Source organism: Oceanobacillus jordanicus (genome assembly GCF_022095695.1).
GTDB lineage: Bacteria > Bacillota > Bacilli > Bacillales > Amphibacillaceae > Oceanobacillus_B > Oceanobacillus_B jordanicus.
Genome location: NZ_JAIFZM010000003.1, coordinates 269,774 through 290,639 on the forward strand (window position 1 = coordinate 269,774; position 20,866 = coordinate 290,639).

21 protein-coding genes, 1 other RNA gene and 1 riboswitch are annotated in these 20,866 nt (G+C 38.4%); of the genes, 2 read left to right on the forward strand and 20 right to left on the reverse strand.

Annotated features, from left to right (window positions below):
- Positions 1-34: 34 nt before the first annotated feature.
- From K3T81_RS05360 to K3T81_RS05370, 3 genes are all read right to left on the reverse strand, one after another.
- On the reverse strand, positions 35-1,471 hold the full coding sequence (locus K3T81_RS05360) for a DHA2 family efflux MFS transporter permease subunit (RefSeq protein WP_106896177.1): 1,437 nt from the start codon (positions 1,469-1,471) through the stop codon (positions 35-37).
- 192 nt (positions 1,472-1,663) lie between these two features.
- Positions 1,664-2,872, reverse strand: coding sequence for an MFS transporter (locus tag K3T81_RS05365; protein WP_238018711.1), 1,209 nt, complete (start codon positions 2,870-2,872; stop codon positions 1,664-1,666).
- Positions 2,869-3,468: a non-canonical purine NTP pyrophosphatase gene (locus tag K3T81_RS05370; protein WP_159033223.1), complete on the reverse strand. Its 600-nt coding sequence runs from the start codon at positions 3,466-3,468 to the stop codon at positions 2,869-2,871. The genes K3T81_RS05365 and K3T81_RS05370 overlap by 4 nt, the downstream gene beginning before the upstream one ends.
- Before the next feature lie 89 nt (positions 3,469-3,557).
- Here K3T81_RS05370 and K3T81_RS05375 point away from each other — a divergent pair, with 89 nt between their 5' ends.
- Positions 3,558-5,330 (forward strand): ABC transporter substrate-binding protein, encoded by a 1,773-nt coding sequence (locus K3T81_RS05375; RefSeq protein ID WP_238018712.1) that lies wholly within the window; start codon positions 3,558-3,560, stop codon positions 5,328-5,330.
- Positions 5,331-5,516: 186 nt separating this feature from the next.
- Here K3T81_RS05375 and K3T81_RS05380 read toward each other — a convergent pair whose 3' ends face one another.
- From K3T81_RS05380 to K3T81_RS05455, 17 genes are all read right to left on the reverse strand, one after another.
- On the reverse strand, positions 5,517-6,812 hold the full coding sequence (locus K3T81_RS05380) for a nucleobase:cation symporter-2 family protein (RefSeq protein ID WP_106896173.1): 1,296 nt from the start codon (positions 6,810-6,812) through the stop codon (positions 5,517-5,519).
- Entirely contained in the window at positions 6,809-7,396 is a 588-nt protein-coding gene (locus K3T81_RS05385; RefSeq protein ID WP_238018714.1) for a xanthine phosphoribosyltransferase, read from the reverse strand. Before K3T81_RS05385 ends, K3T81_RS05380 begins: the two co-directional genes overlap by 4 nt.
- Before the next feature lie 136 nt (positions 7,397-7,532).
- Positions 7,533-7,634: riboswitch (purine riboswitch) on the reverse strand.
- Positions 7,635-7,716: 82 nt separating this feature from the next.
- A complete protein-coding gene (locus tag K3T81_RS05390; RefSeq protein WP_238018715.1) occupies positions 7,717-8,088 on the reverse strand; it encodes a VOC family protein in 372 nt (123 codons plus the stop codon).
- A 240-nt stretch (positions 8,089-8,328) separates the two neighbouring features.
- Positions 8,329-8,515, reverse strand: a non-coding RNA gene (gene ssrS, locus K3T81_RS05395) — 6S RNA.
- Positions 8,516-8,615: 100 nt separating this feature from the next.
- On the reverse strand, positions 8,616-8,873 hold the full coding sequence (locus tag K3T81_RS05400) for a sporulation protein (RefSeq protein ID WP_420818726.1): 258 nt from the start codon (positions 8,871-8,873) through the stop codon (positions 8,616-8,618).
- 3 nt (positions 8,874-8,876) lie between these two features.
- A complete protein-coding gene (gene sspL, locus K3T81_RS05405; RefSeq protein ID WP_081779369.1) occupies positions 8,877-9,017 on the reverse strand; it encodes a small, acid-soluble spore protein L in 141 nt (46 codons plus the stop codon).
- Between the two features lie 135 nt (positions 9,018-9,152).
- The gene (locus tag K3T81_RS05410) at positions 9,153-10,745 is read right to left on the reverse strand and encodes a fatty acyl-CoA synthetase (protein WP_420830787.1); all 1,593 of its coding nucleotides are present in this window, start codon (positions 10,743-10,745) and stop codon (positions 9,153-9,155) included.
- A 275-nt stretch (positions 10,746-11,020) separates the two neighbouring features.
- On the reverse strand, positions 11,021-11,632 hold the full coding sequence (locus K3T81_RS05415) for a 3'-5' exonuclease (RefSeq protein ID WP_238018719.1): 612 nt from the start codon (positions 11,630-11,632) through the stop codon (positions 11,021-11,023).
- A 14-nt stretch (positions 11,633-11,646) separates the two neighbouring features.
- On the reverse strand, positions 11,647-12,357 hold the full coding sequence (locus K3T81_RS05420; protein ID WP_238018721.1) for a CBS domain-containing protein: 711 nt from the start codon (positions 12,355-12,357) through the stop codon (positions 11,647-11,649).
- Positions 12,358-12,580: 223 nt separating this feature from the next.
- Positions 12,581-12,868, reverse strand: coding sequence for a TIGR04104 family putative zinc finger protein (locus K3T81_RS19635; protein ID WP_420830788.1), 288 nt, complete (start codon positions 12,866-12,868; stop codon positions 12,581-12,583).
- Between the two features lie 29 nt (positions 12,869-12,897).
- Positions 12,898-13,557, reverse strand: a complete 660-nt coding sequence (locus K3T81_RS05425; protein ID WP_238018723.1) for an HAD family hydrolase — start codon at positions 13,555-13,557, stop codon at positions 12,898-12,900.
- Positions 13,558-13,658: 101 nt separating this feature from the next.
- Positions 13,659-14,195, reverse strand: coding sequence for a helicase (locus K3T81_RS05430; RefSeq protein ID WP_238018724.1), 537 nt, complete (start codon positions 14,193-14,195; stop codon positions 13,659-13,661).
- 92 nt (positions 14,196-14,287) lie between these two features.
- Positions 14,288-14,782: a P-loop NTPase family protein gene (locus K3T81_RS05435; protein WP_238018726.1), complete on the reverse strand. Its 495-nt coding sequence runs from the start codon at positions 14,780-14,782 to the stop codon at positions 14,288-14,290.
- A 72-nt stretch (positions 14,783-14,854) separates the two neighbouring features.
- A complete protein-coding gene (locus K3T81_RS05440) occupies positions 14,855-15,268 on the reverse strand; it encodes a hypothetical protein (protein WP_238018728.1) in 414 nt (137 codons plus the stop codon).
- Positions 15,269-15,641: 373 nt separating this feature from the next.
- Complete coding sequence (locus tag K3T81_RS05445; protein WP_238018729.1) at positions 15,642-16,559, reverse strand: aldo/keto reductase; 918 nt, start codon at positions 16,557-16,559, stop codon at positions 15,642-15,644.
- A gap of 133 nt (positions 16,560-16,692) precedes the next feature.
- Positions 16,693-17,760, reverse strand: coding sequence for a YkvI family membrane protein (locus tag K3T81_RS05450; RefSeq protein ID WP_238018730.1), 1,068 nt, complete (start codon positions 17,758-17,760; stop codon positions 16,693-16,695).
- Between the two features lie 208 nt (positions 17,761-17,968).
- A complete protein-coding gene (locus K3T81_RS05455) occupies positions 17,969-19,408 on the reverse strand; it encodes a carbon starvation CstA family protein (RefSeq protein WP_106896162.1) in 1,440 nt (479 codons plus the stop codon).
- A gap of 294 nt (positions 19,409-19,702) precedes the next feature.
- Between K3T81_RS05455 and K3T81_RS05460 the strand changes: the two genes are divergently transcribed.
- Positions 19,703-20,848 (forward strand): pyridoxal-phosphate-dependent aminotransferase family protein, encoded by a 1,146-nt coding sequence (locus K3T81_RS05460; protein ID WP_238018731.1) that lies wholly within the window; start codon positions 19,703-19,705, stop codon positions 20,846-20,848.
- The last annotated feature ends 18 nt before the right edge of the window (positions 20,849-20,866 follow it).

The following is a 20,866-nucleotide window of genomic DNA, read 5'->3' on the forward strand; positions in this document are numbered from 1 at the left end:
AAAAGCATAAAGGGTCTCCACAGGGGAGGGTCCTTTATGCTTTGTTTGGTTGCTGTTGTTTCACTCGTTCACGATCTTCAGTAGGTGTGGTTCCTTTAATAAAAAATGCAATGACAAGTGCAATAGTGGATATTACGGTCGTTACATAGAATGCAGTATTAACTCCATTCACCATCTCGCTAGCTGAAGAAGCATCACCAGTAGATGCTGTCATAACTGTAACCAATATTGCTGTACCAATAGAAGCTGCCACCTGGCGCATTGTATTGGTCATGGCAGAACCATGTGGTATTAAGCGATTTGGCAAGCGATTGAGTCCAGCAGTAGTAGCCGGCATCATAATCATGGAGACACCAAACATTCTAAAAGCAAAGACAATGGTAATATAAGTTAGTGTTGTATCTGGCGTTAATCTTGTATAAAGGAAAGAAGTTACTGTTAATAAAGTCAGGCCAATAATAACCAAGTACCTCGCCCCGAACTTATCAAAAATCCTCCCATTAATTGGTGACATGATACCCATGATCACTGCTCCTGGTAAGATCATCATTCCCGAATCTAAAGCGGAAAATCCAGCCATATTCTGCATGTAGATAGGCAAAATGGTTTCAGCTCCGATTAACCCAATAAATGCTATCATACCAATAACCGTTGTTATAGTGAAAATTTTATCCTGAAAAACACGGAACTCTAAGATTGGTTGCACCAACTTGAATTGTCTTAAGATAAAAGTGGTTAACGATATCGCTCCTATAACTATTGCGGAGATAACGAAAACATTGGACCATCCATAATCTCCCGCACTACTGAATCCATAAAGTAAGCCGCCGAAACCTAGTGTCGATAGAATGATAGAACTAATATCAACTTTAGGATAGGTACGCTTCGTTATATTTCGCATCACAAAGTAAGCAATAATGACATCTATAATAGCAAGTGGCAAAATAATATAAAATAAAGCTCTCCATGGATAATGCTCAACGAGCCAACCAGAGATCACCGGACCGAGCGCTGGTGCAAAAGCAATCACAAGCCCTACCGTTCCCATTGCTGACCCTCTTTTTTCAATAGGGAAAATCAATAAAAAGATAGTCATCATAAGTGGCATCATAATACCGGCTCCAGCAGCCTGAATTACTCTTCCCACCATTAATATGGCAAAGTTTGGTGAAATGGCACATATTAATGTTCCGACTACGAAGGTGATCATCGCAGTAAGGAATAACTTCCTTGTAGTAAATGTTTCAATCAAAAAAGCTGTAATCGGGATCATAATCCCATTTACTAGCATAAAGATGGTCGTTACCCATTGTGCCGTATTTTCGGTAAGATTTAAATCTTCCATTATATGTGGAATAACGGTTGCCAACAAAGTCTGGTTTAATATCGCCAAAAACGCGCCACCTATTAAGACAGCAACGATTGGAAGCTTGTTAATTTTGTGTACATCTTTTATTTCTTCATTTCTCAATCAATCATCTCCTAAAACGCCAACGTGAATTATTCTCTGCGTATTAGTGAATTATATGGAAGTTATTATAGATAGTCAATTTTCTAGATTAGTATGTTAATATCCCCATGAAAAGCAGCATTCCTACGTGCACAGAAGCATTGCAGCCACTTAAAGGAATCGCCGAAGTATTATCCGAGGTGCCATATACTCCTAGCCTAAAGTTCCGCGGTGAGACCTTCTGATATACACCATCCAGGTAACTCCTAAAGTTATTAGTAATAAGCCAGATACATAATAAATCAGTTTAATACCATATAGATCAATCACCGTAAATGCTAATAATGGCCCCATGGCTGCCCCAACATCCACGACTATCGTATGCGCAGTCATCACTTTAACTTGATCCGTCTGGGAAGCTGCACTTGCTGCTAAAGTATCCGTTGTGGTAACGAAAATAGTGGAGAGAAATTGAAAAAATAATAGACTAATTATTAGTCCTGCCATTACGTGTACGTTTACGAAAACATAAAACATGACGCCTCCCATAAACAATGGTACCAATAAAATTTTAGGAGCCGTTTTTATACTATCCATTATTTTTCCAATCCTTGGAGCCAAAAATGGATCCCAACCCCAGCGTATTGCTTGAATAATACCGGCTAAAGTCGCTGCACCAATTGTTATTTCTGCAATATCCCAATTGTTGTCATACGTTTCTTCAATTAAGATACTTAATGTAGAAGAAAACAGGCCAAAGACAATAAAGCCCATAACCATTCCTGTCAGAAGAATTAGACCAACATAAGAATTAAGCCACTTTTTTCTTTCCTTGTTTCTGTCTCCGGCATCTTTTTCCTCCTTTCTTGAGATAGGAACAAAGTAAAATACCGCTGGCAGAGCTAGTAATCCTGTGATAGAAAATAAGATTGTAACAAACAAAATAGATGTCTGATCAACTAACAGTCCACCTGCAAGCATACCAATTAAACCACCAATGCCCCACAGCCCATTATATAAGCCTACATAATTCCCCCTATTTTCATCCGTCGTTACTTCAATGACTGTTAGGAAACCACCAAGCCTTAACAAGGACCAGGCAACTCCCCACAAGATACGCATAAGTAAGAGCAGCCAAAATTCTTTAAATAACCCATAGCCAGCAGTTGTGATGATGGCAATGATTAATGCTATCCATACACCTGTACGAAGTTGGAATCGCTGATAGAACATACCGACTAATGGATTGACCGGCAATCGAATAAACCTATTAATCGATAGTAAAAGGCCAATTTGCCAGATTGAAGTTAACCCAAAATCTTGCCAATAAACAGGTAAAACAATAAACAGCATAGCATCTCCTAATAAAGCGACAGCTGTAATTAGAGCAATTGCAATTACTTTCTTTTTATCTGCATTCATGTTGTCTTCCTTTCCAACCAGTCTATAATAAGCTGCTTTGCCTGGAACAAAGCAATCTGTCTATGGTCATAAGGTGAGATGGTATGCTCCAATTGCTCTGTTAACACCTTGTCATTACTTAATAAAAAAATATCACCGTACCCTTTTAATCTACTCGGGATATCCTTTGCAATCCAACCATCCATAGTCCCTTGACTGTGCAAGACTTTTCCATCTGGGAATGCTAAAGCTACCACACTGATAAATTGAGCAGTCCGCTTACTTAATGGAACCCCTTTTAGCCTATCCATTAGTAGTTGAGCGCGATCCGCATCACTTCCGTGAGAAAAACGTGCTGTTTTCACTCCGGGAAATCCTTCTAATGCATCAATTGTTAGACCAGAATCTTCTCCTACTATAATGTCGTTTGGGTAATATCTCTTTACCGTTTCTATTTTTAGTCGTGCATTTCCTTTAAAGGTAATGGCTGTTTCCTCCACATCCTCCATATCTTTTGATAATGAAGTGATTTCTAATGGGACTTCCTTTAAAACCATTTGAATTTGTTCCAGTTTTACTTTATTCCATGTCGCAACAACAATTTTGATCCCTATCACCCCCTGCATTTATTGTAACTTTAGAAAGGAGGAAAAAAAGTGTATACTTGATCTAATTAAATTTCCCCTTTTATTGGAGGTTGGCTTAGTTGAAATTATTGGAGCATTATGAAGTGATTAACCACAGTTTAAATGAAACAGAAGAAGAAGTTTCAATAACGGTAAATGAAATAGCTAATTTATTATCCTGTTCACATCGAAATGCCAAAATAATTATTCAGAACTTACAGGAGCAGAAATGGATTAAGTGGAAATCTGGGATTGGTAGAGGGAATTATTCCACCCTTAAACTATTAAAAAATTTTGAGTTACTTGTGGTAGAACTAGCAAAAGAAACCATCACGCCTCATTCCATTGACCAAGCCATTACATTATTGAATAAATATCAGGTGAAGGATTCACTACAACGGGAGTTTATTGATTGGATCTTCCATTCCTACCTTAGTGAATACAAAGACCAATCATCAAATATGCACTCAAGGCTTCACTTCCCTTCCTATCGGCCACTACCAATTCTTGATCCAGCATTTGTATGTCGTCGTTCTGAAAACCATGTTATGCGCCATGTATTCAGCCAACTTGTTCAATTCAACCAAGATACGGGAGATTTCCTTCCTCATCTGGCTCATTTTTGGGAGCATAATCAAGACAACACGAAATGGATATTTTATCTGCAGAAAGGGGTTCATTTTCATCATGGGAAGAAGATGACTGCTGATGATGTATGCTATAGCTTTTGGCGTCACAAACAACCCACCTCAGCATACAGCTGGATGGTGCAAGACTTATTATATAAGGTATCAGCCATCCAACCATATATCGTTGAATTTCAGTTAAAGAAGCCATGTCCTTTCTTTTTACATATGGCAGCCTCATTAGGCGGGAGTATCCTGCCGAACGATAGGTCTAGTAGAAAAAGATTCCCTCTTGGTACAGGTCCGTATAGGATAAGTGAAAATACCGACGAGAAATTAACGTTACATGTTTTTAACGACTATTTTTTAAGACGACCTTTCCTTGAAGAAATTAAGATCTACTTCTTCCCAAAACTTTATGATAATGCCACTGTTATTGATAGCGTACCAAATAGCTACGACATGAACTTTTACCATTATCCTTATAAGGGACGTGAGCTACACGATCTCGAAAGATACACTGCATTAGACCGCGGAAGCAAACTTCTTACCTTTAATAGAAAAAATGGGATTCTTGCAAACGACCTATTACTAAGAAAGGCGATCGTCCATTTGTTATCCCCTGAGAAGATGATTAGAGAATTAGGTGGTACTCGTCATAAAAAGGCTTCTCATCTACTTGAACAATTTGAACACGGTGACCTATCCCGATCAAAGAGAAGAGGTAGGGAGGCACTTGCTAAAAGTGATTACAAAGGAGAGCCGCTCGTTTTAGCAAGTTATACTGGAGCGGGAAACGAGGCTGACGGGCAATGGATTAAAGAGGAATTGCTAAAAGAAGGGATAAATGTATCTCTTACATTTCATACGTATGAACACTTACATTCCTTGCCCCTCGAGGAAGAAACAGACCTTCTCTTAGGTGAACAATTAAGCTATGAAAGTGATTTATATACTTATTTGGCTGCATTCAAAGGGGATCATAATCTTTTAACTCGCCATCTATCAGAGGCTGATAAAAAAATACTGGAAATGTTGGGCGAAAACGAGCTCGATACCCTTTCTTTATGTATGAAAGTAGAGGAAAATAGCATGCAACACAATGGGCATATTCACTTGTACCGTATCATTCAATCCGCGTTTTATCCGAGCTATGTAAAAGGTATTCACTTTAACGCTTTAGGCTGGATTGATTTTACGAAGCTTTGGTATAAAGTGAAACGTTAATCAGTGGGGTTTCTTTTTTCCCTCATTGATTGTTAGTTGAACGAATCGGGTTGTTAGTGTCCGTTACCTCCCACTTTAGTCATAACTATTTCACTTCATGTTGTGAGGTGAGAAACTTACGGACGGTTGCTCCGGGATAAAGAAAAAGGTAGGAAGTACGTGAACTGTACTTACCTACCCTCTTTTTTATGCACTTTCTTCAACTAGTTGTGCAGAGTTTGCAGATGTCTTTTTTGAAGGAAGCATGTTAAAGATAATGTTCAATACGATAGCTGTGACACTTCCAGCAACAATACCATTACTTGTTAGGATTTGTAGGCTGTTTGGAAGTTGTGCAAATAATTCAGGAACTACTGTAACACCAAGCCCCATTCCAACTGAACACGCAATAATCATAGAATTTTCCGGTGAACTAGTTAGAACACTACCTAGCATTTTAATTCCTTGTGCAATGACCATACCGAACATTGCAATCATGGCTCCACCTAATACGGCAGTTGGGATAATGGTAGTTAAAGCAGCAATCTTTGGAACAAGTCCAAGTCCTACTAACATAATACCAGCCGTCATGATAACTCTGATTGATTTAACACCGGTCATCTGAATAAGACCTACGTTTTGTGAAAATGCGGTGTACGGAAATGCATTAAATAATCCTCCAAGTACTATGGCAAGACCTTCCGCGCGATACCCCTTCGTTAAATCTTTTTCTTTTAATTTTCGTTCTGTAATATCGCCTAGCGCAAAATAAACACCAGTTGACTCCACTAATGAAACGATCGCTACAAGTATCATTGTTAAAATAGCTGACCATTCAAATGTTGGTGTCCCAAAGTAGAATGGTTGAACGATATGGAAGAATGAGGCCTCTGTGACAGCATCAAAGCTGACTTTTCCCATAAATGATGCAACCACTGTACCAATTACAATTCCAACAAGAATAGAGATAGAGCGTAGAAAGCCACTAGAGAATCGATACATCAAAACAATAAAAGTTAATGTACCAAAAGCCAATCCTATATTAGCAAGAGAACCGAAGTCACTTGCTCCTTCTCCGCCACCCATATTGTTAATCGCTACAGGAATAAGTGTTACCCCAATAATGGTTACAACAGAACCTGTTACCACTGGCGGGAAGAAACGAACTAATTTACCAAAGAATCCACTGATAAGAATAACGACAAGTCCAGAAACGAGGATTGCTCCGTAAATAGCTGATATTCCAAATTCCCCTCCAATGGCAATCATTGGACCAACAGCTGTAAATGTACAACCGAGAACTACTGGCAAACCAATGCCGAAAAAGCGATTGTTAAGAAGTTGCAGGATTGTTGCTACTCCACACATAAAAATATCAATTGCTACTAGATAAGTTAATTGCTCTGAGGTTAAGCCTAATGATTCTCCAACGATAAGTGGTACTAAAATTGCTCCTGCATACATTGCTAAGACATGCTGGATTCCAAGTGCTGCCGTCTTCATTTTAATGCCCCCTCTTTACGAAATGTAACGTTTCCTTCTGCCAAGGAATCAATGATAGCTAATGACTCGACTTGGATGCCTTTTTCACGGATCATTTTACCGCCATCCTGAAATCCTTTTTCAATAACAATTCCTACACCTGCAAGTGATGCTCCTGCCTGCTTGAGAATATCCATTAAACCAAGAACCGCCTGTCCATTTGCCAAAAAGTCATCAATTACCAAAACGACATCATTTTGATTAATATATTCACTGGAAATGGAAATCTCATTTGTTTCTTTTTTAGTAAAAGAATGTACCTCCGCTGAATACAAATCATTTATTAAAGTAAGTGACTTGCGCTTTCTCGCAAACACAACGGGAACATTCATCGTAAGACCCGCCATAACAGAAGGAGCAATTCCTGACGATTCCAATGTCAATATTTTTGTGACGCCAGCATCTGCAAAACGCGCTGCAAACTCCTCGCCAATTTGCCTCATTAACTTTGGATCAATTTGATGATTTAGAAAGGAATCCACTTTTAAAACCGTTTCTGATAAAACCTTACCTTCATTCAATATCTTGCTCTCTAGACTCTTCACGGTGCCTCTTCCTTTCCCTAATAAATAAATAAAAAAGCTTGAAGGATGCGACGCACTCAGACTATGAGTTGCGCACCCTTCAAGCTTTTGCCATTTGAAAGATAACGAAAAAACTACACCCGGTTAAAGGTATAATCCTTTCATTTATTACACTCATAGTCGGTTAATTTACGGTAAACCGGTAGAAACTCGTGGGCCATATCCCCACTATTATATGAATACTATTAAATTAGAATGGTACTAGTATAGCATGTCAAAGCTCAGTTTCAACCCTATCATGAAATAAAAAAACATTCAAAACATTTCGCTTTTAAACTTTGCTATTCCAACCATTCCAGAAACTCGATTCGATTACCGTATGGATCTTCCACATAAAGACGCGCAGCACCAGGCAGTCGATCATCCTCTTCATAGCTAATTCCATACATTTCAAGATGTTGTTTTAATGCAGACAAATTCCCAACTTGAATAGCTGGATGTGCTTTTTTTGCCGGTAAAAAGGCATCCTCTGCTCCAATGTGGATATGTACGTTACCAGCTTGAAACCATACTCCACCATTTTGCTTTAATGCTTTCGGTTTCTCCACCTCTTCAAAGCCCAATAACTTCCCGTAAAAATCCCTTGCCTGCTGTTCGGATCCAACAGGCGCTGCTAACTGAACATGATCAATCTCTTTAAAATAATACGACATCGTTATCCCCTCCTATCACTAGTTTAATGCTTGTAATGATGGGTAAGATAATACTTATTTATAATCGGATCGGAAAAGTTATGCTTATCACGCTTAGAAAACGTTAGAATAACTCGCCTTCGCTCTTCTGTATATGTACGTTTTTCTTATAGTTAGGCTTCAAATTTGTTTCTCGGCTATATCCAAACGTACAAAAAAGGACCAGTCCCAAAAGGAACTGATCCTGGTTAATTGTATTAGTTACAGGCCACAATTGCCGTATTGATTATAAAAAGTTTTAAACCACCACTTCACCAAGTGGGTGTTTGCAGAAACCATCCTGTCTTCCGCTACGCTATGGCGGCACGACATTATTGTTCCGATGTAAAACTCCCTATTATATCATTAGAGGTTAAAACTTAATTAAATACGTACATTGCAGCTTGTATTAATATAATATACTTTTTACGTTGTTTTATCAATGGTAAAATTATACTAATTTACCTCACCATTAACGGGGATACGACCAAGTAATTTGACCTTCCCAACTAAAAAAGCAGTTCAAAGACCTCAGTCAATTCTTTGACACGCTGATCGTATTGAACATTTTTAGCATAATCGAGTTCATTCTCTAACACATCATGCAGATAGGTCATTTCTTCATCCTCAAGGTCTTTAACAAACTCTCCTTCACCTGCATAAGTCTTTGCTTGTAGCTTGTTTATAATCTGCTGACACATCTCATTTTCTTGATAATTGGCTAGTGATTCTCTGAGGTAATCCAATGTATGATCGATAATGCACACCTCTTATATCTTTGAATTTTTCTTTTTAGCACGTTGTTCTAATTGAGACTTTGGCTGATGGTCTACGGTGTCCTCTGTCTGACCTTGAGGATTAACACTTGTGGTTACACGCCGTTTGCTCCAGCTGTCCTTTTTCTCACTCATCCCAACACCTCCTATCACTAGCTTTTTCATTTTCACACTTGTCTATTCTTTTTAAAGTTGATCCATCGTATATAGAAAACTTTATGCACATTAAAAGGAGCATCCGTCTTAAACGATGCTCCTTGATTGAACAAGTTAGTTTATGTTTCCATATTGATCTCTTAACGCCCTTTTCAGTACTTTACCACTCGGGTTTTTCGGCAGAACATCTGTAAACTCCACCTGTTTTGGCACTTTAAAAGTAGACAAACGTTCACGGCAAAATGCCACAACCTCCTCTTCTGATAGAGAAGCCCCTTTCTTGGGGACAATAATCGCTGTTACAGCCTCTATCCAATAAGGATCAGGAATGCTGATTACCGCAACCTCTGAGACACCTTCCATTTGATAAAGGCTTTCCTCTACTTCTCTACTGGAGACATTGACTCCACCTGTATTAATCATATCCTTTATACGATCAATAATCGTAATATATCCTTCTTGATCCATCGTCCCTAGATCCCCGCTATGGAACCATCCATCCTGAAAAGCTTCTGCTGTTTTTTCCGGATCATGTAAATAACCCTTCATTGCATGTGAGGTGCGATGGACAATTTCACCGATCTCTCCTCTGGCTACTTCCACTCCGTTCTCTCCCACAATCTTTGTCTGTACATTTAAGGTTGGTTTCCCTGCTGAACCAAGTTTTCGAAGCTGATCCTCTGGTTGAAGTGCGGTTGCAAGAGGTGCAACCTCTGTCTGACCGTAAAAGTTCCAAAACCGTGCATTAGGTAGCCTTACTGCTAGCTCTTTTAAAATTTCTTTTGGCATAATAGCAGCACCATAGTAACATTTTTCCAATGTTGATAAATCATAGTTATCAAATTCTGGATGTCTTAGTAGCGCAATCCATACTGTAGGTGGACAAAACAACTGTGTTGCTCCCTCTTCCTCAATTGTACGCAAAAGGCTTTCTGGATCAGCTTGGCTCAGAATGATTCCGCTTGATCCAATATAAATACTAGGTCCAAGAAAAACATGCAGCTGGGCACTGTGATAAAGCGGCAATGCGTGAATCGCAATATCTTTTTCTTCCATTTTCCCATCAATAATACTACTGACATATTCACTGATAATGCTCTTATGTGTCAACATAACCCCTTTAGGTCGGGATTCTGTTCCACTCGTATAAAGGACATGAGCAAGATCATCGTCATCAAGATCGGCCATAACCGGCACAGTTAATTCGTCCTTCCTCGCAGAAGAAAGAGTTGTCCAGTCGGATTGAAGCCCTTCCTGACTTGTAGGTACATCCATAAGATACCGAAACTGAATAGTCAATTCTTGAGCTGCCTGATCAAGTAATGCAGCATACTCTTCTGAAGCAATGAGCCCCGTCACTTCCGCATGATGCAAAATATAGGAAACATCGTCCCGTGAAAGCATGTAATTAACAGGAATCATAACCGCGCCAATTCTCGCCAGCGCAAACATAGCTGTCACAAAATCCTGACTGTTTTTTGACATGATCACAATATGGTTACCTTTTTTCATCCCTGCATTAACAAAGGCATTAGCAGTTTGATTTACCATATTATCAAGTTCTGAATACGTAATCCACTCTCCTTTGTAAGCGATTGCATTTTTATCGGGATTGCGTTCCTTTGTTCTTTCCAAAAGATCTCCCAACGTATTTCTTCTAGCCCTTTTCAATAGTAGGTTTGCCTGTTCCTGCCCCTTTGTTTCCAACCCCATCCCCCACTCTCTTGTATTTAATACTGAAAATTCTTTCTATTAGTTTAATTCAAACTATCTCAGAAAGCAAGCTTAGGTATATTTTCACGGGGATTGAGAGTTTTATTTAGACAAGTAAAAACTCCCTCTAACTGAATGGGAGTAGAAGGAGTGAGAAATAAATTTTAAGGTTACGTTTTCTGTATTATTATGTTACGGCTTCTCATATTTTCTAATTAAAATATATGCCAGAATGTAAAGTGATACTTCAATCAGTGGAGGTTTCCGTATTAAAAATAAATACGTTTACTACGCTGGGTGCGTTTTGCTTTAGGTGGATAATATCCACGCTCATAAATTCTGCCTTTGCTCATTTGGCAGCTTTCCAAAAACGAATCTACAGTTTCGGTTCCATATTCCCTTAATGCTTGCATGAATATCTTCGCTGCAACTCGTGCATCTTCTAACGCATGGTGATGCTCAAATGTGATGGAATGATGAGCAGCAACCGTGTTTAGTTTATGATTCATTAGATCAGGCCAGACCTTCCTGGAGATATTTGCCGTACACAAGTAGTCCATCTCCGGATACGTTAATTTAAAGTAATCGAGCGTCTGTCTAATTACACTCATATCAAAACTAGCGTTATGCGCCAGCACGATATTGTTTGATAGATACTTATCTAAAACAGGCCATATTTCCGGAAAAGTCGGCGCATCTTCTACGTCTCTTTCGGTAATACCGTGAACTCGCACATTGAATGGACTAAAAGCAGTAATTGGATTTATTAAGCTATAGTACTCTTCCAGGATTTCTTTTTCATTTGCTACTACAATCCCAACTGCGCATGGGCTGTGGCGCTTTTCATTAGCCGTTTCAAAATCAATGGATACGAATTTCATTTCGCTTTCCCTCCTTACTTTTCCTCTTCCTGTGCGTGGACGATATCCCAAGGTGTAATGATACCAAGGAGTTTTTCTTCGGAATCCCCACTTTTTGTGATGAGTAATGCTTCCAATCGACTTCCTTCTCCAATGTTACCTCTAAAATATTCCGACGCATCATTTTGCGTGGTGTCCTGGCTAATAAACTGATAGTTATCAACCGTTTGATACGTTAACACATCACGAAGTCTTGTTTCTTTTATAGTCGAATGACTGATCTCCAGGTTTTCTGCAAGCCATCTTGTGATCCCTTTTTGAGTGAGAAGCCCTTTAAAGACCCTTTCGTTGTATATGGGAAATTTCGATATGCCTTTGTCACGAATGATAGTCAGTAGTTTTTCAAGTGGGTCATTCTCCTGAAATGTATGCACCGCGCGTGAGTAAGCTGGCATTACTTTTAAAGGCTCTGACAATTCTTTTTCTATTAACTCTATTCTTTCAACAACAGAATCATGTGGCTCAGCGATTGCATGGGTCATATCGACCTTGTTATGTACAATAGCATTTCGCAATTCCGCATATTCCAGTAAATCTTCGCTATATCTTCTAATGATAGTATTTGAATTACTAAGGATACGCACTGATCGTGAAAAACTCATATCCTTACGATAGACCATTAATGCCTTTATCTCTTTCTCTACTCGATTAAACGTTGCCAAAAATTTCTCTGAATTCTTATACACAACATCGCTCCTATGGAAAACGTATACTACCCATTTTAGACGAAAATCATTAAAGTTAAAAGGAGACGCCTTTTATTTCACATTGAGAAAGTAAAATTTCAACTGGAGAGTATAGTCGACGCAGTTGAAATTTTGAGGTATCAAGTTTTAGAAAAACGTACACATTCCATAAAGGGCGAGCGAATGTTAGTTTTTCTAAGTAAATATTTATTAGTACAATTTATTAGTACTCTCTATAAGTAACAAGAAAAGGCGCAATGAAAGAACCAATTAACAAAATGAAAAATGCTCCTCCAAATGTCAAAATAATATTATGTAAAGGAGCAAGAAAGTAACCAACAAAAAACATTGGCAAAATAGTTAATAGAACAAAAGTTAATCTACCAGAAATTTTTATCCTATGTATCGAACCGCATTTTTTACAATGAATAGGTTTATAATTCCACCATAGGGATTTCAAAATTTCACTCCAACTGAATGGTGCATTGCATTTATCACACCTTTGCAGCATAAAAAAATACCTCCCTTATCATATTTTTATTACCCGCTTATATTAGGTAATAGAGTTTGTAGTTCAATTAAATCATCTATCACGAAATCAGCTTGTGAAAGCTCCCCTTCTTGTGCAAAATCAAAATTACATCCAATTGATACTAAGCCATTGTCTTTAGCTGCATTTATATCTGATAGTCGGTCTCCAATGACTGCTCCTTTAGTTATATCGTATTTTTTTATAATACTTTGCACTAAATCCGATTTATTTAACGAATCAATTTGTTGTATACTGAAAGTTTCCGTAACCCAATGATCTAAATTATAATGCTTCACAATTGCTTTTAAATATTCAACCAAACCATTACTTGCTATGTAAATGGAACAATCATTTTCTTTCAAATGACGAAATACTTCTTTAACATTAGGATATAGTGAACCATTACCATTTCTTATGTTTTCTACTAATCTTTCTAAAAAATAAGCGTCAACTTCTTCTCTTACCTTTCGGGAATGATCTGGTAACAAGGCTACCCACACTTTCGGCAAGGGTACGCCCATTATTTCCCGATACTTATCAATAGGAGTATCAGCATTCCACTCACTTTTTGACCTTAAGTAAGCAAAAGTATCATCAAGTGATAACTCTAAAATTTTATCTGTTTGAAAAAGCGTCCCATCCATATCAAAAATTAGTGACTGTGACATTAATTTTTCTCCTCTATATAACTAATTAAATGGGTGTGAAAAAGAACAGCACTTTGCCTATTTTAAAAATTTCAGCAGCTATTAATAAAGTAGCCAATCTTTTACCCTTTAATTATGGTTTCACCAAATATAAATCGATCATAAGAATTCCACTGATGCAGATCATCTGCAATGTATCCCCGCAACCATAATTCTCCCTTAATATTCCTTAAGTAAAATCCTTTTGGAAATTCATCATCCGCACTAACTATTTCTGAAGCTATTGTAATAGACCCAGAAGGCGCATGCCCTTCTTGAGAATCTCTCCCTTTATCACTTTCTGGCTGATCAAAATATGTCAGCCTTAAATATGGCCCCAGTTCAAGTGGACACAAATTCAGACCAAGTTCGCTCGCTTGTCTGAAGATCTGTGGCATCGTTGCACCATTAGGAAAGCCGAGATCCTTAACGCTTAATTCAACGGTCTTTAGACTGTACTCTGTTTCTGAAGTAGTAAATCTTTCATCTCGTAGTAACGTCTCCCCATACTTATTTATTAAAATAGAGTGTTGTTGCAACCTATGCGTAAGTTGAGATTTCGTTAACCCGCCGACCACTACCGTTCTAGTAATAGCATCACAATCAGGGTATATCTGCATTGTAGTCACACCTCCTATCATCATAAATAAACGTACAAATCTTCAATTCTATTGGATAGTTCTGCTTCGCATATTATTCACATACTTCTCTGCTAATTTTGCTTTATTAATAATAACCATTTTATCTTTATGTATGCCGTACTTATTGAAAAGGTTAACTTTTCCTTTCTTCTCAAAGTCCCGATTCCATTTAAACATTTTTTTAATATTTCCCGTGTTGGTTTGTAATTCGACTCCTCTATTCGAAGCTTTTGTTTAAAGAATCTCTTTCCTATTCTATAAACTCTGATGGAATACTTTGTATCTAAGAAAACAATTAAATCTGCACGATGAAAGCAAGGGCTTGCCCAATCTGCAGTGTGTACTCCTTCTGTTATCCAGCTTTCTGACTGAATGATACTGTTCAAGCATGTCTCTCTTTCTTGGTCTGTTCTTCTTATATCTCCAGACTCATCCCTTATCCAAACTACATTATCTAACTCGTAATAGGGAATACCTAGCTTTGAAGATATTTCTCTTGCTAATGTTGTTTTACCACTTCCAACCGAGCCGACAATATGTATTCTTTTTGGTATTGCTTTGTTCACAACGACCACCCAAACTCCATTTAATTATTCTATATAAATTCTATTTACGATTTATATAATAACGAAGCAGTACTACCCTTCAATTAAAGCTTGATACACGAGTAACTCATTATTATATTCTACTAATACCATTCCTGGGGCATCACCTTTTTGGTACCCTTCTTCATCACCTGAATAGATTTTAGTCCCCACAGGAAGTTGGGAGGCGTAAAAGTTTTGATACCACCAAGTTTTTGTAGTCCTTTTTTTGACTTCTCCAATCATTTCTCCTTTTGTGTATTCCTTGGCTTCAATCCACTCCCTATCTGAAGCATTAGAATAAACTAGACCGTCTAAACGAAGAATATCAGCTCTAGGGTTAGTTTTTAAGATCTCTTTTGCAGTAGGATTATCTGCATGATAGCCAGACGGAAACTTATTAGTAAGAGCCATATAACTAAATACAACAAATAGCACAATACCAATAATTACCACAAGTCTTTTCATAATGACCTCCTAACTAAACCCACTATCTAGACTAAGAGTCTTTTGTGCGCAAAACATAAGTAACCATCTCAAAGAAATAGGAGTCAAACATGCTTACATAGAATCCTTGATACTACCAGGCAACTTCATCAAAGTAATGCCCGACATTTCGCCTATGACGGGCAAAATGCTGAAGTACACTTTCAAAATGATCGTCATCACACCTACGTTGGCGAGCAAAATGCCGAAGCTACACTCGCAAAATGCCCTCACACCCAAATAGCGTTCTATACGTCATCAACACTCCTACAAATAGTGATTAGCTAATTTCCATACCGGAAATTAGCTAACCTACCCTCTTTTAATTAGGGAGCAAAAACTATATTAGAAGCTGTTACGGCAGTTCATTTCCAGCTGCACGATAAATTTCATACCACTCTTCCCTACTCAAAACAAGTTCAGAAGCGTCTGCAATAGTAGACAGTCGATCCGTATTCATTGTGCCAACCACTGTTTGAATCTTTGCTGGATGTCGTAGGATCCAGGCAACTGCAATCGTCGTTTTCGTTACATTGTATTTTTCAGCAATGTTCCCCAATACGCTGTTTAGTTCTGGAAATTTATCATTATCGATAAATACTCCTTCAAAGAACCCATATTGAAATGGCGACCATGCTTGAATCGTCATATTGTTTAACCTACTATAGTCTAGTACACTACCATCCCGGTCAACGCCATTAGGATGCTTCGTATTCACCTGTAAACCAGCATCAATCATGCCTGTATGCATCACGCTGAATTGTAACTGATTTACGATTAAGTCCTGCTCTACATATTTTTTTAAGAGCTCAATTTGCATTGGATTGTGATTACTTACACCAAAATTCCGTACCTTTCCGCTCTTTTCCAGTAATGAAAATGCCTCCGCAACTTCTTCTGGTTCCGTTAATGCGTCCGGGCGATGAAGTAACAATACATCAAGATAGTCTGTCTGAAGTCGCTGTAAAATACTATCTACTGACGAAAGAATATGGGATGTTGAAAAATCGAAGAATCCATTTCTAATACCGCATTTTGATTGCAAGATCATTTTTTCACGAGTAGACGGATTCATGTCAACTGCCTTCGCAAAGATCTCTTCTGAGGCTCCCCCACCGTATATGTCTGCATGGTCATAGAAATTTATACCCAGATCCATAGCATGATGTACAACATTCTTTGCTTTATCATCCGTAAGTCCACTTAATCTCATACATCCTAGCGAAATGTTTGATACCTCTAGCTCACTTGTCCCTAATTGCATTCTTTTCAACTAAATCCCTCCTCAACTTAGTTCCATTCTAGCATCTTGCTCGAACGATGAATAGAAAATTGACTAAAAATTCTTTATACAAAAAAAGACGAATCGCTTAGATTAACGATTCATCTTTTTACTTATGTGTTTTTTAACTCTCTGACCGAGACAGACCTCTTCTCTTCCAGCTTATCCAAGAAACGATAATCGCAATTACGAGAGCGAATCCGAGATAGCCTGTGAACGGGTAAAGCGTATTTACAAGTTTGGTAAACCCGACAAAGCTTGAGGCAAATGCAAGAAGACTAATCATAACAACAATCTTTTTAAATGATGGCTTGTCCGGCTTAACAAATCTAGTTGTAAAGGTATACAACATGCCGACGGCCGTATTAAAAATCATTCCTAGCAATGCAATGGACATCAACACGCCAACAATTGGCGAGATTTCCGTTGCAAGCAAAAGTGTTGGCATATCTACTGTTAATACTCGATCTATGTTGAAAAACAATCCAATATTAATGACGAATAGTAAGATGCCAAGCCCTACTCCACCCAAAAGTCCACCTCTTGATATACTCCCTATTTCCTTTTCTGATGAGCCCATCACAATAAGCATGGAAAAAGCCAGCACGATATTAAAAGAAACATATAATGCTGCACTAACAAACCAGTTAGATGCAGCTGCTGTTTGTGAATCAGCAATGGCGCTCATTTGGTGTAGGCTTAAGTCACTATTGAATAAAGCAAAGCCGACAATTACAAACATCATTAAAAATAAATAAGGTGTTATTAAACTAATGACTGAAATAATCTTTTTAACATTTAAGCATAATGTGGCAATTACTAGTAATGTTAGTATAAAATTGCCCAAAATAGCAGAAATACCGAACTGCTGTTCAAAGATCGAGCCACTTCCTGCAATCATAATAACCGCAACGCCAAATAAGAAAAAGGTTAAGATGATATCCACAAAAAACCCTATGTATTTGCCGCATATTTTATAAATGACAACCTTATGGGAGGTTGTTTGCATGTGCTGTCCAAGTTGGAGTACATGCATCCCCAAAAATGCAAATAGAATTGTCGAAATAACTGTTCCAGCAAGGCCATACCAACCGAAAGCAGTGAAAAACTGTAATACTTCTTGCCCTGAAGCAAATCCGGCACCCACAATGACGCCGATATAAGCTCCAGCTATTTGTAAGGTTTTTTTCATATGTTGCTCTTCCCTTTCTAAGCTGTTCCACCCTTTTTATGTTTCCAATACCAAGCTAATTTTATCACTCTAGCCAAGTTTTAGAAAATTTTACGAAACATTAATTTAAAAATCCCCTTTACGTAACAAAAACCATGGACCTAATAAGATCCACGGCTTTTTTATTCCGTATCAATAAACAAATCTGTTTAGATTTCCCCTCACAACCTTAACTAGCATAAGCTGTACGCATGTCTTTCCTTGTCTTTTGTTTCAAAAGTACCCTAATAAACCAGATGAGGACAACTGTCCATATAGCTCCCCCGATAATCATAGAAACAACGTAATCCATTTGGAATCCTTCCGGGGCGTAGAAAATATATGTGCTTACAACCCCTGTCATAAATAGTGCAGGAACACTACAAATCCAATGGAACTTATGATTTTTCAGCAAGTACATAGCTCCAGTCCAAAGCATAAATGTGGCCACGACCTGATTTGACCAGCCAACATAGCGCCATAAAAAGCTGTAATCGATTGTTGATAGTAAAAATGCTGGAATAGCGACAGGAATTACAAGTAAGGCAACCGTTTTTTTTCCTGTCATTTCTTTCTTAGTAATTTGATTTATTAATTCGCCCAGCATCATTCGGGAAGAGCGAAGTGCTGTATCTCCAGTTGTGATAGGTAAAATAATTACCCCAAGCACAGCTAGAATGCCGCCAAATGCTCCAAGTGTAGAGATACTAATTTCATTTACGACTGCTGATGGGCCCCCTGCATTCAATGCTTCCTGTAAGCCTGTGGTTCCATTGAAAAAGGCCATACCTGCTGCAGCCCAGACAAGTGCAATAATACCTTCACTAATCATGGCACCATAGAATACTTTTCTCCCTTCACTCTCTTTCTTGAGCGTCCTGGCGAGAATCGGACTTTGGGTACTATGAAACCCAGAAATTGCTCCACATGATATTGTTACCATTAACAGAGGCCAGATTGGCAACTCACCAGGATGCATATTTTGCAAGGTTAGATTTGGAACTGGGTTATCAAAAAAGAAGATACCAATCCCAATCGAGACCGCCATAAAGATTAATATCCCACCAAAAATAGGATAAATCTTACCAATTATCTTATTTACCGGTAGCACCGTTGCTAATAAGAAATAAGCAAATACAATAACGAGGCATGCCATAAAACTAAGTGGTGTCAGCTGAGAAATCAGCTGTGCTGGCGCTGCTGTAAAGGCAGCCGCAACCAAAATCATTAATAAAATAGATAAGACCGTTATAAATGATTTCGCATATTTTCCTAAGTATTTCCCAACTATATTTGGAAACTGTGCACCTCCATGACGAAGTGACAGCATACCTGAAAAGTAATCATGAACTGCTCCTGCAAAAATAGATCCGACTACAATCCAGATAAAAGCAACAGGACCATAAAGCGCTCCAAGAATTGCACCGAAAATAGGACCGGTTCCAGCGATGTTCAGAAGTTGAATAAGGATTGCCTTCCACCAGCTCATTGGCATATAATCCAAGCCGTCCTGTTTGGAATAGGCTGGTGTACGTTGTCTGTCGTTGATGCCAAAAATTCGTTCTACCACCTTCCCGTATATGAAATAACCTACTAGTAGTAACAAGATTGAAGCTACAAATGTGACCATCACTGAACCTCCTTCAAAAAGAATTTTAAAAATTATTCTATATCCAAATCTTTTAAAATGCAAGGTGTTTTTAGAAAATTACTTCATTATTTTAATTATTAACGTAAAATGACCTCAATTTACGAACTTACTTTTTTCTTATTAGATCCATCACTTTAAATAAAGTTTTTTTTAAATTGCTTAAATTTATTGACAATCACCATAGTTCTGCTATGCTGAAAAATATTTACGAAAGATATAATAAGAAAACCAACCTATTGTTCGGATTTCAGGATTGCAAGGGAGAGATAGGAAATGCTAGCAGACCAGCAATTTTTAAGGATACCTGGGCCAAGTCCCATTCCACCAAGTGTACAGCTTGCAATGGGGAAACCAATGATCGGCCACCGTGATCAAGAGGCAAAATCGCTAATCAAACAGCTGAAACCCCGCCTTAACCCCATCTTTGGTACAAAAGAAGATGTACTCATTCTTACTGGAAGCGGTACTGCAGCACTAGAAATGGCTGTAGTCAATTCCGTAGAACCCGGTGATGAAGTGTTAGTTCTCGTTTCTGGATCGTTTGGTGATCGCTTCACTAAGATTTGTCAGGCATATGGCATACATGTACACCGCCTTGATACAAAATGGGGAGAAGCAATTAACCCAAAAGATGTTGAAACATACTTACAGGCACATCCTGATTTGAAAGGAGTATTTTCTACCTATTGTGAGACTTCTACAGGTGTTCTCAATCCGGTTAAAGAGATTGCTACAGTGGTACGACATCATTCAGATGCGCTAATTATTGTAGATGGCGTATCCTGCGTTGGTGCTGTACCTGTGGAGATGGATAATTGGGGAATCGACATTTTAGTAACAGGGTCCCAAAAAGCTTTTATGCTTCCAGCCGGATTAGCCTTTGTAGCAGCAAGTGAACGTGCATGGAATCGCATAGAAGAAAATAATACACCTCGCTTTTACCTTGATCTCAAGCGATACCGTGACAGTATAAAAAACGACACGACTCCTTTTACACCAGCACTGTCCCTTTTATTTGGCCTCGAACAGGTTTTGCGGCTATTAGAGACGGAGGGATTAGAAAATGTTTTTGGAAGACATAGGCTAATGATGCAAATGACTCGATCGGCATTTAAGGCCCATCATATTGAGTTGCTCACCACTGATGAGGCAGCATCCCCAACTGTAACAGCAGTGAAGCCGACTGATTTTAAAGCAGAAGAATTTAGAAAGATATTAAACGAAGAATTTAAGGTAAGCATTGCAGGTGGACAGCATCAACTCAAAGGGAAAATATTCCGCATCGGCCATATGGGCTATTGTTCCCCTGCAGATGTCCTGCAAACGATTAGTCTAATCGAAATGGCACTTATTCGAATTGGGAAAACAGTTGAGCTTGGAAGAGGAATAGCAGCAGCTCAAAAAACATATTTAGCCTAGAGAAACCTGGAGGTGCTA

Coding starts and splice junctions, on each gene's coding strand:
- K3T81_RS05365 (WP_238018711.1), bottom strand. CDS start 2,872: ATGAATGCAGATAAAAAGAAAGTAATTGCAATTGCTCTAATTACAGCT.
- K3T81_RS05380 (WP_106896173.1), bottom strand. CDS start 6,812: ATGAAGACGGCAGCACTTGGAATCCAGCATGTCTTAGCAATGTATGCA.
- K3T81_RS05390 (WP_238018715.1), bottom strand. CDS start 8,088: ATGTCGTATTATTTTAAAGAGATTGATCATGTTCAGTTAGCAGCGCCT.
- sspL (WP_081779369.1), bottom strand. CDS start 9,017: ATGAGTGAGAAAAAGGACAGCTGGAGCAAACGGCGTGTAACCACAAGT.
- K3T81_RS05415 (WP_238018719.1), bottom strand. CDS start 11,632: ATGAAATTCGTATCCATTGATTTTGAAACGGCTAATGAAAAGCGCCAC.
- K3T81_RS19635 (WP_420830788.1), bottom strand. CDS start 12,868: ATGCTGCAAAGGTGTGATAAATGCAATGCACCATTCAGTTGGAGTGAA.
- K3T81_RS05425 (WP_238018723.1), bottom strand. CDS start 13,557: ATGTCACAGTCACTAATTTTTGATATGGATGGGACGCTTTTTCAAACA.
- K3T81_RS05430 (WP_238018724.1), bottom strand. CDS start 14,195: ATGCAGATATACCCTGATTGTGATGCTATTACTAGAACGGTAGTGGTC.
- K3T81_RS05440 (WP_238018728.1), bottom strand. CDS start 15,268: ATGAAAAGACTTGTGGTAATTATTGGTATTGTGCTATTTGTTGTATTT.
- K3T81_RS05450 (WP_238018730.1), bottom strand. CDS start 17,760: ATGAAAAAAACCTTACAAATAGCTGGAGCTTATATCGGCGTCATTGTG.
- K3T81_RS05455 (WP_106896162.1), bottom strand. CDS start 19,408: ATGGTCACATTTGTAGCTTCAATCTTGTTACTACTAGTAGGTTATTTC.
- K3T81_RS05460 (WP_238018731.1), top strand. CDS start 19,703: ATGCTAGCAGACCAGCAATTTTTAAGGATACCTGGGCCAAGTCCCATT.